Origin of the sequence: Microbulbifer rhizosphaerae, from assembly GCF_014191725.1 — a bacterium.
Taxonomy (GTDB): domain Bacteria; phylum Pseudomonadota; class Gammaproteobacteria; order Pseudomonadales; family Cellvibrionaceae; genus Microbulbifer; species Microbulbifer rhizosphaerae.
In genome coordinates this window covers 154,575-170,157 of record NZ_JACHWZ010000003.1, presented here as the reverse complement: position 1 = coordinate 170,157, position 15,583 = coordinate 154,575, and the positions used below count along the sequence as shown (strand labels likewise).

The 15,583-nt window shown below is 61.2% G+C and carries 9 protein-coding genes; 1 reads left to right on the top strand and 8 read right to left on the bottom strand.

Going from position 1 to position 15,583, the window contains the following annotated elements:
- Positions 1–2 precede the first annotated feature (2 nt).
- Positions 3–1,298 carry an ergothioneine biosynthesis protein EgtB gene (gene egtB / locus FHS09_RS04200; RefSeq protein ID WP_183457054.1) on the bottom strand — a complete coding sequence of 432 codons (1,296 nt, stop codon included), beginning with the start codon at positions 1,296–1,298 and terminating at the stop codon, positions 3–5.
- Positions 1,299–1,904: 606 nt separating this feature from the next.
- Entirely contained in the window at positions 1,905–4,538 is a 2,634-nt protein-coding gene (locus FHS09_RS04195; RefSeq protein ID WP_183457294.1) for a TonB-dependent receptor, read from the bottom strand.
- Positions 4,539–4,818: 280 nt separating this feature from the next.
- Here FHS09_RS04195 and FHS09_RS04190 point away from each other — a divergent pair, with 280 nt between their 5' ends.
- On the top strand, positions 4,819–7,176 hold the full coding sequence (locus FHS09_RS04190) for a penicillin acylase family protein (RefSeq protein WP_183457052.1): 2,358 nt from the start codon (positions 4,819–4,821) through the stop codon (positions 7,174–7,176).
- A gap of 524 nt (positions 7,177–7,700) precedes the next feature.
- Here FHS09_RS04190 and cysG read toward each other — a convergent pair.
- From cysG to FHS09_RS04160, 6 genes are all read right to left on the bottom strand, one after another.
- On the bottom strand, positions 7,701–9,083 hold the full coding sequence (gene cysG, locus FHS09_RS04185) for a siroheme synthase CysG (RefSeq protein WP_183457049.1): 1,383 nt from the start codon (positions 9,081–9,083) through the stop codon (positions 7,701–7,703).
- A gap of 22 nt (positions 9,084–9,105) precedes the next feature.
- A complete protein-coding gene (gene serS / locus FHS09_RS04180) occupies positions 9,106–10,389 on the bottom strand; it encodes a serine--tRNA ligase (protein WP_183457047.1) in 1,284 nt (427 codons plus the stop codon).
- Positions 10,390–10,443: 54 nt separating this feature from the next.
- Positions 10,444–10,818 (bottom strand): fluoride efflux transporter CrcB, encoded by a 375-nt coding sequence (gene crcB, locus FHS09_RS04175; RefSeq protein ID WP_183457045.1) that lies wholly within the window; start codon positions 10,816–10,818, stop codon positions 10,444–10,446.
- Between the two features lie 108 nt (positions 10,819–10,926).
- Positions 10,927–12,261 carry a replication-associated recombination protein A gene (locus FHS09_RS04170; protein WP_183457043.1) on the bottom strand — a complete coding sequence of 445 codons (1,335 nt, stop codon included), beginning with the start codon at positions 12,259–12,261 and terminating at the stop codon, positions 10,927–10,929.
- A gap of 6 nt (positions 12,262–12,267) precedes the next feature.
- Complete coding sequence (gene lolA / locus FHS09_RS04165) at positions 12,268–12,879, bottom strand: outer membrane lipoprotein periplasmic chaperone LolA (protein WP_183457042.1); 612 nt, start codon at positions 12,877–12,879, stop codon at positions 12,268–12,270.
- Between the two features lie 162 nt (positions 12,880–13,041).
- Complete coding sequence (locus FHS09_RS04160) at positions 13,042–15,384, bottom strand: DNA translocase FtsK (protein ID WP_183457040.1); 2,343 nt, start codon at positions 15,382–15,384, stop codon at positions 13,042–13,044.
- Positions 15,385–15,583: the final 199 nt, after the last annotated feature.

The following is a 15,583-nucleotide window of genomic DNA, read 5'->3' as shown; positions in this document are numbered from 1 at the left end:
ATTCACAATAGATCTCCCGCAAGACGAATACCCGTAAACTGCCAGGACTGGTGTGGATAGAAGAAATTCCGGTAACTCATACGGATATGGTCCGCCGGTGTTACGCAGGAGCCGCCGCGCAATGCTTTCTGGTTGCACATGAACTTACCGTTGTACTCCCCCACCGCATCGGCGCTGGCGCGGAATCCGGGATACGGCAGGTAGGCACTGGAGGTCCACTCCCACAGGTCGCCGAGGAACTGGGTTTGCCCGTGATCGGCGGCCAGGGGGCGAAACTGGCGCTTTTCCAGCAGGTTGGCTTTGGCCAACTGGTCCGGCTGGTGATGCAGGCAGGCGGCAACCTCCCACTCGAATTCGGTAGGCAGACGTTTGCCCGCCCATGTGGCGTAGGCATCCGCCTCGTAGAAATTGAGATGGCAGGCAGGTTCGGGGTCCTGCAGTGGCTGCAGTCCGGTCAGGGTGAACTGGTACCAGCGATCTTCCCGCCGCTGCCAGTAGAGCGGCTTGTCGACGTGTTGCTGCTGCAACCAGGCCCAGCCGTCGGAGAGCCACAGGCGCGGCTCGCGATAGCCGCCATCCTGGATAAACTCCAGGTATTCTCCGTTGCTCACCAGGCGCGAGGCAATCTGGAAGTCCTGTAGCAATTGCCAGTGTGGTGGACTCTCATTGTCGAAACAGAAATGGTCGCCGTCACTGCCAATCGCGTATTCCCCGGAGGGTATTTGCAGCCAGCGCATGTCTGCCGTATCAACGCTGTCATCATCCTCAGGGCTGTAGTCTGTGTAGGCGGGCAAAACCGGATTGATGGAGAAGGCGTGCTTGATATCGGTCAACAGCAGTTCCTGGTGCTGCTGTTCGTGATTCAGGCCCAGCACGACCAGCGCTTCCAAGTTTGGAGACAAGGATTGCCCGGCCAGAAGCCAATTCATCTGTCGGTCCACGGCGCCGCGATAAGCAAACACACTATGCAGATCCGGGCGCGACAGCAGCCCGCGTTGCGGCCGGCTGAAGGGTGTGCCCAGGCTGTTGTAGTAGGAGTTGAAAAGGTGGTGGTAGTCGGGGTCGAACAGTCGGTAATCCGGCAGGTTAGGCTGAAGGATAAAGGTTTCGAAGAACCAGGTGGTGTGGGCCAGATGCCATTTACTCGGGCTGGCATCGGGCATGGACTGGAGCTGCATGTCTTCCGCGGAAAGCGGGTCCACCAACTGCTCCGTTTCCCCACGAATGCGCCGATAACGGGTGAGAAGCTCGGCCTGTGTCTCAGTCTGGGCTTTGATATCAGCCTCATGCACCAGCATCGTCATTCCAATTGCGAACTGCGGTTGTTGGGATTCATCATACGCAGTTTGGACGCAATTCCTATGAAATGAACCTGATTAAAGAGCTATTTGGCGCCAATTTCTTTTAACGGGATAACAAAACGGCAGGACAGCCGTTTTGCGCAGATGAAGGCCGCCCGGAGGGTGAGGGCCATGGATGGCCCGAATAACTAAACGGCAGGACAGCCGTTTTGCGCAGCCGGAGGCTGCCCGGAGGGTGGACTATCGATAGCAAGGATAAAAAGCAGGCAAAACCGCAATGGTGTTTTCTAAGGCAATAGTCATGATGCGAAGATCCTGCTGCCGGGGGCTTTTTGCGGGACCGTATGAGGCATGGATGCCGATTACGAGCGTACAGGGAAGTATTTAAGGGGGGCGCCCAGCCCGTGTTCCGCGAAAAGCCCCCGGCAGCAGGATCGCCTAGTCGCTTGATTCGCAGTGGGTGTCCCTACTACTGGGCTTCACCTTGCGAGACATGCCGTGAATTCACCTCTATAGGCTTGTCCGCGAGGTCCCTCTCACAGACAAAATGGCAGGACCGCTGCTTAGGCCGGCTGGCCTTTATCACAGCTGCCTGCGAACAGGCTAGAAACGCATGGTGAAGTCCGCACCATACATCCGCGGCGCAAAGCGCCAGCCGGTGTTGGAACCGATCGCTTCACCCGGGCCGCCGTAGGAGCCGACAATTTCCTCGTCGGTGAGGTTCTGCACCCAGGCGGAAACGGTGTAGGTGTCGTTGGCGCTGTTAAAGGCCACCCGCGCATTCAGCAGCTTGTAGTCGTCGATCACCAGGGAGGGATCGGTGATGGTGCCCACCCGCTCGTCGGTCCAGTTGTAATCGCCGCGGAACACCACTTGGGCACCGCTGTTCAGCGGCAGGGTGTACTCGGCCATCAGGTTGACCTTGTTTTCCGGAGTGCCCACCCGCGGCTGGCCGGTGCGGTCGTCCTCTTCGGTCTCGCCGGCGGCGGTAATAACCTGGTATTTGGTGTACTCAGTATCCAAATAGGAGTAGTTGCCGCCGACCAGCAGATTGTCGGTGGCCGCCCAGAGCACTTCCAGCTCGGCGCCCTGCCCTTCGGCGTCGGCGTTGCGCAGGTTGTAGCTGGGGATCGGTTCGCCGATCAGGACCAGCTCCTGCAGGTTGTCGTACTCATAACTGTACAGGGCCGCGTTCAGCTGCATGCGGTTGTCCAGTAGGTTGGACTTCAGGCCCACCTCGATATTGGTGACGTTCTCCTGGTCGAATGAGTTCTCGATATCCTCCCCGTAATTGAGGCTGTTGAAACCGCCCGCCTTGAAGCCGTTGGCCCAGGACACATAGGTCATCAAGTTGTCGCTCCAGCGGTAATCCAGCACCAGGCGGCCGGACAGGTCGGACCAGTTGTCGGATTGCTTCTGGGATACCATCGGCTGGCCGTCGCTGAAGAAGGCGATACCGAAGGGCATACCGTAGAGGCTGTTCTGGTAAGCGGTATCGATGGTGAAATCCTTGTCGTCCTGGGTATAGCGAATCCCGCCCGTCAGATCCATGCGCTCGGTGATGGACCAGGTGGCGTCGGCGTAGATGGCGGCCGAGCGGTAGTCGCCGGTGTTGAGTACGCTCTCGGTCCAGGAGGCGTCGGTCCCCTGGACAAACGCGTTGGCGCCGGAGATTAGGCATCCCTGCATAAGCTGCCCAGCCTGCTGCAGGGCGGCACCGGCCTGGGCGATTGCATTGGGATCGCCCGAAGCTTGTGCTTGCTGGAAGGCAGCTTGCGCATTTTCCACCATGCCCAAGGGCATCGCACAGGTAAAGCCCTGAAGCACCTGCGGGTTAACTTCGGCCTGAGCACGTAGTTGCGGCAGCAAGTTCTGGCCGAAGAAAGCAGCAATCACTGCACCGTCAGCAGTCGACATGCCGTAGGGGCCGAGATTCAGTGGGGTCATGCGCAGTCCCTGTCGAAGCGCGGGTACTTGCTTGCTGATCTGTTCATCCGTCATATTCGCGAAAGCGGCGAGCATATCGGGGTCGAAGCCAAGCGCTGCCAGTTGAGTGGGGTCATCCTTCAGCGCGGTATAGAGAGCGAATGACTCGAAAGTGCTGGACGTAAAGATCGCATCGGTCCGGTGTTCGAGCTCTTCCTGTGAATAGGAGGCACCCAGGGTCCATTTCAGGGTATCAGTGGCACCGTTGAGGCGGAATTCCTGGGAGAAGTATTTCTGCTCGTCGGTGTTCCGCGAACCGAAGAAGAAGTCTCCGTTAGCCGCGCCGTCCTCGTCCTGCTGAATCATAGCGTCGAATTTACGGTAGGCGGTGATGGAAGTGAGCGTAACGTCATCGAAGTCGTGGCTGACGGTCAGCGAGCTGCCGTAGAGATCGCGCTTTTCGCGGTTGGGGAAGTCCAGAGCCAGATCGCCGAAGATATCGCCCTCGGAAATAGAATTGTTGGTGGATACCCGGATGCCGCTGTTCTGGTCCAGCTTGTTGTACTCGTTGCGCCAGACAATCTCGGTGTTCTCACTGGGTACCCAGGAGAAGGCGGCTCGGTAGGTCTGGGTGTCCTGGCCGTTCCAGTCGGAACCCTCGCCGGCATTGTCGTAGTAACCGTCTCGGCGGTCACTAGATGCGGAGAAACGCATGGAGAGCTGTTCGGTCAGCGCGCGGTTGATGATCACATCGGAAGACAGGCGGCCGTAGTTGCCCGCTGTCATGGAAACTTCCACCTGGTTGTCGTTGAACGGTTTCTTGGTGATGATGTGAATGGCACCGCCGGTGGCGTTGCGGCCGAACAGAGTGCCCTGCGGGCCTTTCAATACCTCCACCCGCTCAATATCCGCCAGTGGGATTTCGGCACCGGCGCCGCGGCCGGTGTAGACACCATCCACATACACGGCCACCGCCGGGTCGGAGCCCACGGTGAAATCGGAAGTCTGGATGCCGCGGATATTGTAGGTGGGCTGAAGAGTGGTATCGTTGTTCATTTCGACACCGGGGGTGGATTTGCCCAGGTCGGTCAGGTTCTGCGCTCCCATCTTCTCGATGTTGTCGCCGGTAAAGGCGGAGATGGCAATGGGGACATCCTGCAGGTTTTCCGCACGCTTCTGTGCGGTTACCACCACTTCCTCAATTTCAGCCGCATAGGCGCTGCCGCTGATGGCGGTGGCGAATGCGATTGCCTGGGAAAGAGTGGACAGGCGGAAACACCGGTGGCTACCGGTCTGATCGGCGTAATGCATCATCGCGTCCTCGCGTTTGTTGTTATAGAAAAGCGTGATGTTCTATTTTTGTTATTGACCCCATCTTACGGTCAGGTCAGAAGGATTAAAAGCCTGTATGACTTTTTTTGGGTGACCGGTCAGTTCTGTTTTGCCCTCCAGAAACAGGCCCAAGCTCAATGGCACTAAATTCCACTCGATATCTTTTTTTGTGACCAATATTTGTCACTTGGTAACTACTTTGGTGCGGTCTTCCACTGCTAGAATCCTGCCAATCAGAATAGTGCCGACGGAAATATTCATGCCCAAGAGTCCATTCACCCCCCGCCTTTTCCTCCGCATCCTGGCCTGGCTGGCCGCCCTTCTGGCGATTGCCTTGGCCGGCAGTTGGCTGTGGCTTCGACAAAGCCTGCCGATACTGGACGGAGAGCTGGATACCGGGAAACTGGAGGCTCCGGCCACCATTCGCCGGGATGCCCAGGGCGTGGCTCTGATCGAATCGCAGGATCGCAACAGTATTGCCTTTGCGCTGGGCTTTCTGCACGCACAGGAACGCTTCTTCCAAATGGATTTGTTGCGGCGCAACTCCTCCGGAGAACTGTCCGCCCTGGTGGGGGCCGCGGCGTTGAAACACGACAAAAAAGTACGTCTGCACCAGTTCCGCAAGCGCGCCGAGCGCAACGTGGCTGCGATGGCCCCGGAGCAGCGCCGGTTGCTGAGCCGCTATGTGGAGGGAGTCAACTACGGCCTGCAGCAACTGGGAGCCAGGCCCTGGGAATACGCTGTGTTGGGGAGGGAGCCGGAGCCCTGGACCGAAGCGGACAGCCTGCTGACCATGTTCAGCATGAGCCTCACCCTGCAGAGCCCCACCGGCGAATACGAACGGCGCGACACCGCGCTGACCGAACTGCTGCCCCAGGACCTCTACCAGTTCTTTTTCCCCGACGGCGGCCACTGGGACGCCCCACTGATCGGGGAGGCGCGCGGTCCTGTCAAAATGCCCCAGACCGATATTGCCTCACTGCTGGAGGAGGAGGAGCCGATCGCCTACCAGAAAATGGAGAGCGACGACAAAATCTATGGCAGTAATAACTGGGTGGTTGGCGGCGCCCTGACCCAACATGGCAGCGCCATACTGGCAGACGATATGCACCTGGGGCTGAATGTGCCCAATATCTGGTACCGCGCCGGGTGGAACCTGCCCGGAAGCGAGCGGACGGTGCGTGGTGTCACTCTGCCCGGTGGTCCCATTGCGGTGGTGGGCAGCAACGGACTGGTGGCCTGGGGGTTCACCAACACCGGCGGTGACTGGGGCGACCTGATTCCGCTGGAGCTGAGCGAAAACGGCCGCCAGTACAAAACACCCGAAGGCTGGCGCGACTTTGAAATCGATCGCGAAGCCATCGAGGTGAAGGGAGGTGAAACAGAGTACCTGAAAGTCCCCAAAACCATCTGGGGGCCGGTGGTGAGCCGGGATTACAGGGGTGCTCTCCTCGCCTACCGTTGGGTCGCCCACGATCTGCGCGGCGCCAATGTGAACCTGCTGCAAATGGAGACAGTGGAAAGCGCGCGCGAAGCGTTGGACCTGGGCCCGCTACTGGGCATTCCCCACCAGAACCTGGTGGTGGGCGATCGCGAGGGCCATATCGGCTGGACGGTCGCCGGCGCCATTCCCCGCCGCGTGGGCTTCGACGGCAGCCGCTCGGTCTCCTGGGCCGACGGCGGCGCCCGCTGGGAGGGCTTCCTCTCTGCAAGCGAGCAGCCGCGGGTCTACGATCCCCCCTCCCACCGGATCTGGACCGCCAATGCGCGGACCATGGATGGCCAGTTTCTGGCGGTGATGGGCGACCACGGCTACGCCTTGGGAGCCCGCCAGCAGCAGATTCGCGATGCCCTTTTCGCCCGCCAAACCTTTGCCGAGCAAGATCTGCTGGATATCCAGTTGGACGACCGCGCAGTATTTCTGCAGCGCTGGCAGCAGCAGTTGCTGGGCCTGTTGGAGAATGAGGAAGATTACCGCGACGTGCGCGAACAGATCGAAAACTGGGGCGGCCGCGCCGCCGCCTCTTCGGTGGGTTACCGCATTGTGCGCAACTACCGCCTCAGGTTCCTGGAGTTCGCCACGGCACCGGTACTCACCTATATGCGCCGCTTTCAGGAGGATTTTTCTTTCGGTCCCATGAAACGCCAGTTGGAATATGGAGCCTGGGAAATGAGCCAGAGCGAGCCGCGGCATCTGCTCAACCCGGACTTTGAATCCTGGCGGGCGCTGAAACTGGCCGCCCTGGACGCGGTCCTGGAAGAGATGGCCAAAGACGGCCACCCGCTGGTGGAGCAGAGCTGGGGAGCGCAGAATACTGCGCGTATCCGCCACCCCTTGGGCCGCGCGGTACCGGCGATCAACTGGTTTACCGCCATGCCCGCGGAGCCGCTTTCCGGCGATACCCATATGCCGCGGGTGCAGTCCCCGGACAACGGCGCCTCGGAGCGGATGGTGATCTCCCCCGGCCGCGAGGGCAGCGGAATTTTCCATATGGCCACCGGCCAGAGCGCGCATCCACTGTCGCCGTTTTTTGGCAATGGCCACAGGGATTGGGTTGAAGGAAATCCATCGCCGCTTTCGGAACGGGAAAGCCGCTACACGCTGACGCTGCGCTGAGAGGTGAGTAATCGTAGGGTGCGCCGTGCGCACCAGCAATAGAGCTGCGAGCCAGCTTGAGCGGTTCGGTGCGTACGGCGCACCCTACACGGTTTCGTCGAGTATCGCGAAAGATAAAAAGGACGTGAGGAGTCCCAGCGAGAGCACGAAGGGTAGCAGCGGAAAGCACAGCATTAACAGGGACGAACCTATCCAGAGGTTTTTAACCCAGTTGCGTTTGACGCGGTAGCGGTGTGTATAGCGTCGACTGTGATCGTCATTCGGATCCGGTAGGCAAATTTCGCTTTCCCGCGGCAAAAAACAGCGCACTACAAGAGTGCAGTAGAATCGAATCGACGCCCAAAACATACCGTGCACCACTCGCAAACTTCTCTTGCAGTATAGGTGCTCGAACTGGATCGGGCGTTCTGTAGGAGCGGTCCGGCCGGGAGCGGCCCATGGACGCGATCGGAATAAGGCGAAGTGCACGCCTTTACCGCTGATCGCGGCCATGGGCCGCTCCTACAAGGATGAGGGTGGTAGCGTCAGGGCTGATACCAGCGCAGTTTCTTATGCAGGCTGACAACGCCGCCAATGATGGTGAGTGCGGGCGCCTCTACGGATTTTTTCTCCGCCAGCGTGGGGATTGACGACAGGTCGCCTACTACTACCCGCTGTTCCCTGGTGGTGCCTTTTTCCACCAGTGCAACCGGTGTATTCGCCGGCATGCCGTGGGAAATCAATTGCTTGCAGATGGTGGACAGGCCGGTGAGCCCCATATAGAAAACCAGCGTCTGTCCCGGCGACGCCAGTTCCTTCCAGGGCAGTTCCAGTTCGCCTTCTTTCAGGTGGCCGGTGATAAAGCGCACGGATTGTGCGTAGTCCCGGTGGGTCAGCGGAATACCCGCGTAGGTGGAACAGCCGGATGCCGCGGTGATCCCCGGCACCACCTGAAACGGAATTCGCGCCTCCGCCAGTTTGTCGATCTCCTCGCCTCCACGGCCGAAGATAAACGGGTCCCCGCCTTTCAGGCGCAGAACTTTCTTTCCTTTTCCCGCCAGGTCCACCAGCAACTGGTTGATACCGTCTTGCGGCACCGAGTGGAATTCCTTTTTCTTGCCCACATAGATGCGCTCGGCGTCGCGGCGCACCAGGTCCAGTACCTGCGGCGACACCAGGCGGTCGTAGAGCACCACGTCCGCCTGCTGCATCAGGCGCAGAGCACGGAAGGTGAGTAGATCCGGGTCCCCGGGTCCGCCGCCCACCAGGTAAACCTCCCCCGCCGGTCCCTCTTCGCCCCGCCAGTTGGCGAGTGCCGCGAGCAGTGCCGCTTCTCCCTCTTTTGTCTTGCCGGCTTCCACCTTGCTCGCCACCGGCCCGGAGAAAACCCAGCGCCAGAAGTCCTTGCGCTGTGGCTCCGGCAGTGCGGTTTTTACTTTGTCGCGCACGTGCATCGCCAGTTCCGCCAGAGCGCCGATACCCGGTGAAAGCAGTGCCTCCAGCTGGGCGCGCAGCCGCTGTGCCAGCACTGGCGCCGCGCCGCCGCTGCTGATACCGATGGACAGGGGACCCCGTTCGACGATGGCGGGAAAGGTGAAGGAACACAGCCCGGGAGCATCCACCGCGTTGACGGGCAGCTTCCGTTCCTGTGCGTCGGCGGAGACCTCGGCGTTGACCGCCGGATCGGCGGTGGCGGCGATCACCAGCTCTGCGCCGTCGAGAAAATCCGCGTGATAGGTGGCGCGGAAAAACTGTCCGTCGCTGTCGTCGATCAGTTGGCGCAATTCATCGGTGATCTCCGGGGCCACAACCGTCAGGCGGGCCCCGGCCCGGGCCAGCAGCCGCGCCTTGCGTGTTGCTACGGCGCCGCCGCCCACCAACAGGCAGGGGCGGTCTTGAACGTCAAATGCGAGGGGCAGATAGCGCAAAGTGGTATTCCGTGTCGTGGGGTTATGCCGGCGTCAATACTTCCTGGCCGCGCATATAGGGCCGCAGAATTTCCGGTACTTCGATGCTGCCATCCTCGCGCTGGTAATTTTCCAGCACCGCAATCAGGGTGCGGCCCACCGCCAAGCCGGAGCCGTTCAGGGTGTGTAGCAGTTCCGGCTTTCCGGTTTCCGGGTTGCGCCAGCGGGCCTTCATCCGCCGCGCCTGGAAATCGCCGACCAGTGAGCAGGAGGAAATTTCCCGATATTTGTCCTGGGAGGGAATCCACACTTCAAGATCGTAGGTCTTGCGGGCGGCGAAGCCGATATCGCCGCCGCACAGGATCACGGTGCGATACGGGAGGTTCAGTTTCTGCAAGACGGTTTCCGCATTGCGGGTGAGTTCCTCCAGCGCCTCTTCCGACTGGTCCGGGCGGGTAGCCCACACCAGTTCCACCTTCTCGAACTGGTGCTGCCGGATCATGCCGCGGGTGTCGCGGCCGTGGGAGCCGGCCTCGGAGCGGAAGCAGGTAGTGTGCGCCACATATTTATGCGGGAGCGATTGCGCGTCCTCGACAATTTCGTCGCGGTAGAAGTTGGTCAGCGGTACTTCCGCGGTGGGTATCAGGTAGAAGCCGCGCTCATCTTCCAACCTGAACAGGTCCTCGGCGAATTTTGGCAACTGGGAAGTGCCGTACAGGGAGTCGTCGTTGACGATGACCGGCACATTGGCCTCGCGATACCCGTGTTCCTCGATATGCAGGTCGAGCATAAACTGCGACAGCGCCCGGTGCAGTTTGGCCACCTGCCCGGTCATCACCGCAAAGCGGGAACCGGTGAGCTTGCTGGCCATCTCGAAATCCAGCCCGCCGAGCTGTGCGCCCAGGTCCACGTGGTCCTTGGCGGGGAAATCGAACTGGCGCGGCTGGCCCCAGCGGCGCACTTCCACATTGTCGTCTTCGTCCTTCCCCTCCGGAACGGACTCGTCCGGCAGGTTGGGAATGGCGGAGAGAATGCTGTCCAGCTCGCCCTGCAGTTCCGACAGCGCCTGCTTGGCTTCACTCAACTGGCTGCCCAGGGACTCGACTTCCTTCAGCAGCGGTGCAATGTCCTCGCCGGCGGCCTTGGCGCGGCCGATATTCTTCGACTTGCTGTTGCGCTCGTTCTGCAGGCTCTCGGTGTGTACCTGCAGTTCCTTGCGGCGCTCCTCGAGGCTTTCGAGTTTGGCCGTATCCAGTTTCACGCCGCGCTTTTTCAGGGCCGCGGCCACTTGATCCATTTGTGTGCGAATAAGTTTTGGGTCGAGCATCGTTTCCAATCTGCCTGCGTACAGGCTCCTACAGCATTGTGTTTATGGTTGGGGTTAAAAATATTTCATCGCCAGTGCGACGGCGGCGCCGGTGGAAGCCAGGCAGAGTACCAGGCTGATCAGGATATAGCCGAGGGCCGTCAGGGGTTGGCCATTGTGCCACAACATCAGGCTTTCCAGCGAGAAGGTGGAGAAAGTTGTCAGGGCCCCGCACAGGCCCGTCATCAGCAGCAGTCGCCACTCGGGGCCGAGCATGGCCCGTTCGACGATCATCACATAGGCGATGCCGATCAAAAATGAACCGCTGACATTGACGATCAGGGTACCGAGCGGAAATTTTCCGTTGAAGACCGGGTAGCTCCAAACGGTAATCAGGTGGCGAAGAATAGCCCCCACTGCGCCCCCCAGGGCGATTGCCAGCCACTGCATGTTTCAACTACCAATGATCAGTAAACAATGGGCAATTATCACCGATCGCGGCTAAATGTTCATTGTTCATTGTTCATTGTTCATTGTTCATTGTTCATTGTTCATTGTTCATTGTTCATTGGCCTTGTAGCGCTGTTTGTCGCTCTCGCGGTTCAGCCGCCGCAGGGTTTCCAGCTTCTCGCCGATCTTCAATTCCAGCCCGCGGGGCACCGGCTGGTAGTAGCTGCGCGCGGCGATTTCCTCGGGGAAGTAGTTCTCCCCGGCGGCGAAGGCGTCCGGCTCGTCGTGGGCGTAGCGGTAGTCGGCGCCGTGGGACAAGCTCTTGGCCAGTTTGGTGGGCGCGTTACGCAGGTGCACCGGCACCTCGTAGCTCGGGTCCCGGCGCACGTCCGCCAGAATCCGTTTATAGGCGCTGTACACGGCGTTGCTCTTGGCCGCCACTGCGAGGTAGGCGATGGCCTGGGCGATTGCCAGCTCCCCTTCGGGGCTGCCCAGGCGCTCCTGTACATCCCAGGCGTTGAGCGCGATCTGCAGGGCGCGGGGGTCGGCGTTGCCGATATCCTCGCTGGCCATGCGCACCGCGCGGCGGGCGATGTACAGCGGGTCGCAGCCTCCGTCCACCATGCGCGCAAACCAGTAGAGGGCGGCATCCGGATCGGAGCCGCGCACCGCTTTGTGCAGCGCGGAAATCTGGTCGTAGAAGTAGTCGCCGCCCTTGTCGAAGCGGCGCACATCGGCGCTCAGCACCTCCGCCAGCACCTCATCGTCAATCACGAAACGACCGCCCTCCTCCCGGGCCAGGTCGCAGGCGATCTCCAGCAGGTTGAGAGCGCTGCGGGCATCGCCGTCGGCCGCTCTGGCGATCTTCTGCAGAATCTCCGGGGCGATCGACGGGTTTCGTTCCTTCAGTTCGGCGTCTTCATCCAGTGCTCGCCGCAAAAGGCCCAAAAGCTCCTCTTCGGACAGGCTGCGCAGCAGGTAGACCCGGCAGCGCGACAGCAGCGCGTTGTTCAGCTCGAAGGCGGGATTTTCCGTGGTGGCGCCGACAAAGGTGACGGTGCCCTCTTCCACGTAGGGCAGGAAGGCGTCCTGCTGGGCTTTGTTGAAGCGGTGTACCTCGTCCACGAACAGGATGGTGCGGCTGCTGTACTGCTTGGCCTCCGCCACCGCCTGGCGAATCTCCTTGACCCCGGCGAGCACCGCGGACAGGGTCGCGAAGCGCGCGTCGCACTCCCTGGCCAGCAGGCGGGCAAAGGTGGTCTTGCCCACGCCGGGAGGGCCCCAGAGCACCATGGAGTGGAGCTGGCCCCGCTCCACCGCTTCGCGCAGGGGTTTTCCCGGCCCCAGTAAATGCGTCTGGCCCATATACTGGGCCAGGGATTCCGGCCGCATGCGCGCGGCCAGGGGCTGGTGTGGGGGAGTGGACTGAAACAGGTCGCTCATCGCGCCTCACTGATCTTTGACGACATCGGTCCCCGCCGGCGGCTTGAAATTGAATATGGCGTCGGACAACTTCGGATTGGCCTTCATGCCGCTGAACTTGATTTTGGTGGTCTGGCCCATCTCATCGCGTACGGTCATCGCGGACGGCAGGCCCTTGTCGCTGAAGCGGATTTCCATGGATTTGAAAGCCGCCGACTTGCGCTTGGGGGTCAAGTGGTAGGCGCCGTCCTTGCTGTCGACGTTGAAGGAACTGCGAATCTCCTCCACCTTGCCGCCCAGCAGCAGCGCGGGAGTTTCCCTCATGCGCTTGTCCACCGGGCGGATCGTCACCTGCTCCAGGTCCGGATCGTAGAGCCACAGTTTCTTGTTGTTGGTGACCAGCAGTTGGGGAAAGGGTTCGCCGGTCTTCCAGCGCAGCTTGCCCGGTCGCTGTACGGAGAAATTGCCGTTACTCTTCTGCATGACCTTGCCGCGCTCGTCGATCAGGGTCTGCTGGAAGTTGCCGGAGATACTCGCCAGCGGCTTCAACAGTTGGCTCAACTCTTCCGTGGCGTCGGCCCAGGCGCCACTCGTGGCCAGGCCGAGGGACAGGATCAGGGTTCTCAGAGTACCTTTCATCGAAGAATTCCTGTGCAGGGGATTTCCCTAAAGATTAGTTGCCGGCGGGTGAATATTGCCTGAACCCGATTGGTTGGACTGTAGGTGCGCCGTGCGCACCGTTGATCCAGACGGTGCGCACGGCGCACCCTACACTACCGAATCTCTCGACCGAACCTCTCGTCAGGCCGGCGGCGGCGCCAGTACCTCCCGGTTGCCGTTGTGCCCGGCCTCGGACACCACACCGGCGGCTTCCATGGCGTCGATGATCCGCGCGGCGCGATTGTAGCCGATACGCAGCTGCCGCTGTACCGAGGAGATGGAGGCCTTGCGGGACTTGGTGACGAAGGCCACCGCTTCGTCGTAGAGGGCATCGGTTTCCGGGTCGTCGTCCTCGCCGCCCTCGGTCTGCAGGCCGGGTACCGGGATGCTGTTGTTGGTGTCGTCGACGATACCGTCGATATACTCCGGCTCACCACGCCGGCTCCAGTCCGCCACCACTTTGTGTACCTCGTGATCGTCCACAAAGGCGCCGTGCACCCGTACCGGCACACCGCTGCCCGGCGGCAGGTAGAGCATATCCCCGTGGCCCAGCAGCTGTTCCGCGCCGCCCTGGTCGAGAATGGTGCGCGAGTCCACCTTGGAGGAAACCTGGAAAGCGATCCGGGTGGGTACATTGGCCTTGATCAGGCCGGTGATCACGTCCACCGATGGGCGCTGGGTGGCCAGCAAAAGGTGGATGCCGGCGGCGCGGGCCTTCTGCGCGATACGCGCGATCAGCTGCTCCACCTTCTTGCCGACGATCATCATCATATCGGCGAATTCGTCGATCACCACCACCACGGCCGGCAGCGGCTTCAGGTACCCCGGGGTCTGCTCCGCTTCCGGCACGCTGGACATGGGGTCCGGTTGCCACAGCGGGTCCACCAGCGGTTCGCCGGTCTCGATGGCGTCGCGCACCTTGCGGTTGAAGCCCGCCAGGTTGCGCACGCCCATGGCCGCCATCAGCTTGTAGCGCCGCTCCATCTCGCCCACGCACCAGCGCAGGCCGTTGGCGGCGTCGTTCATATCGGTGATCACCGGAGTCAGCAGGTGTGGGATACCCTCGTAGACCGACAGCTCCAGCATCTTCGGGTCTACTAGGATGAGGCGCACCTCTTCCGGGGTGGACTTGTACAACAGGCTGAGCAGCATCACGTTGATGCCCACGGACTTGCCCGAACCGGTGGTGCCCGCCACCAGCAGGTGGGGCATCTTGGCCAGGTCCGCCACTACCGGCTGACCCGAGATGTCGTGCCCCAGGGCCAGGGTCAAAGCCGACTTGGCACCGTCGTATACATCCGCAGAAAGTACTTCAGAAAGTCGTACCATCTGCCTGTTTTCATTGGGAATTTCGATGCCCACCACCGATTTTCCAGGGATCACCTCCACCACCCGCACGCTGATCACCGCCAGGGAGCGGGCCAGGTCCTTGGCCAGGTTGGTAATGCGACTCACCTTGACCCCGGGGGCGGGTTGTATCTCGAAGCGGGTCACCACCGGACCCGGCAGCACCGAGACCACCTCGGCCACCACGCCGAAGTCTTTCAGCTTGAGTTCCAGCAGGCGCGACATGGCCTCCAGGGAGTCGCGGGAGAAGCCGGCTTTCCTGTTCTTGTCCGCCGCATCCAGCAATGACAGCGGCGGCAGGGTTCCGGTGACCGGTCCGCTGAACAGTTCCCTCTGCTTCTCCTTAGCGGCGCGCGGGCTCTGCTTGGGCGTCGGCAGCGTGGGCTCAATTTTGGGCGGCAGGCGTTTGGCGGTGCGTTGCTTCTCCTCTTCCACCGCCGCCTTGCGCACGACGATGGCCTCCCGCGCCGCGCGCTCCTCCTCGCGCCGCTGGCGTGAGCGCTGATAGCGGTTCCCCAGCCAAGTGAAAAATCCGAGGATATTGCGCCCGATCGAATCCACCAGTTTCAGCCAGGAGAGCCCGGTAAAGACAGTGATGCCGATGGCGAACAGGGCCAGCAGCAGGATGGTCGCCCCCACATAGCCTAGATTGTGCTCGGTGGCCCCGGCGAGCGCCGCGCCGATAATGCCGCCGTTGGAGAAAGGCAGCGGTTCCGCCCCCTGGGCGAAACAGAGGGTGGCCAGCCCGGCGCCGCAGGCCAGCAATAGCCCCAGCCCGGAAACCCGCAGTGCGAACAGCGGGCCGTGAAAGCGCGCATTGCGATCGCGCAGGATGCCAAAGGCGCGCCAGCCGATCAGCAGCGGGAACAGGTAGGCCATCCAGCCCAGCAGCGACAGGCAGACATCCGCCAGCCAGGCGCCCGTGGGACCGATGGCATTTTCCACCTGATCTAAGTGGCCCGTGTGGGACCAGCCCGGATCCTGCGGGCTGTAGCTCACCAGGCTGATGGCGAGCAGCAGCGCGCCGGCGAGCAGCGCAATCAGCATACCCTCGCGCAGCAGGCGGGCGATCAGGGAGTCCGGCGGGACACCGGCATCATCGTTGGTGGCTGCGTCGGTTGCGCTGTCGGCCTTCAATGGCTTACCTCGGGAGTTGATATTGGTTGTATCGCGCTTGTCGATATCGCGCCGGTCGGCGGCGCCAGAGCGGACTGTGTACTACAGACGCCCGTGAAATGCTACCGACCGCCTTATTGAGAAACCACTTTAAGTGAGTTTAAGCCTATAAAAATCAGCAATATAGAGAACCTTCTTAAGGTTCGCTGTGAAGAGGTCT

What these genes read in the sequence shown, in the direction of transcription:
- crcB (WP_183457045.1), bottom strand. Translation starts at nt 10,818, where the DNA reads ATGCAGTGGCTGGCAATCGCCCTGGGGGGCGCAGTGGGGGCTATTCTT.
- FHS09_RS04170 (WP_183457043.1), bottom strand. Translation starts at nt 12,261, where the DNA reads ATGAGCGACCTGTTTCAGTCCACTCCCCCACACCAGCCCCTGGCCGCG.
- egtB (WP_183457054.1), bottom strand. Translation starts at nt 1,298, where the DNA reads ATGCTGGTGCATGAGGCTGATATCAAAGCCCAGACTGAGACACAGGCC.
- FHS09_RS04190 (WP_183457052.1), top strand. Translation starts at nt 4,819, where the DNA reads ATGCCCAAGAGTCCATTCACCCCCCGCCTTTTCCTCCGCATCCTGGCC.
- FHS09_RS04195 (WP_183457294.1), bottom strand. Translation starts at nt 4,538, where the DNA reads ATGCATTACGCCGATCAGACCGGTAGCCACCGGTGTTTCCGCCTGTCC.
- serS (WP_183457047.1), bottom strand. Translation starts at nt 10,389, where the DNA reads ATGCTCGACCCAAAACTTATTCGCACACAAATGGATCAAGTGGCCGCG.
- lolA (WP_183457042.1), bottom strand. Translation starts at nt 12,879, where the DNA reads ATGAAAGGTACTCTGAGAACCCTGATCCTGTCCCTCGGCCTGGCCACG.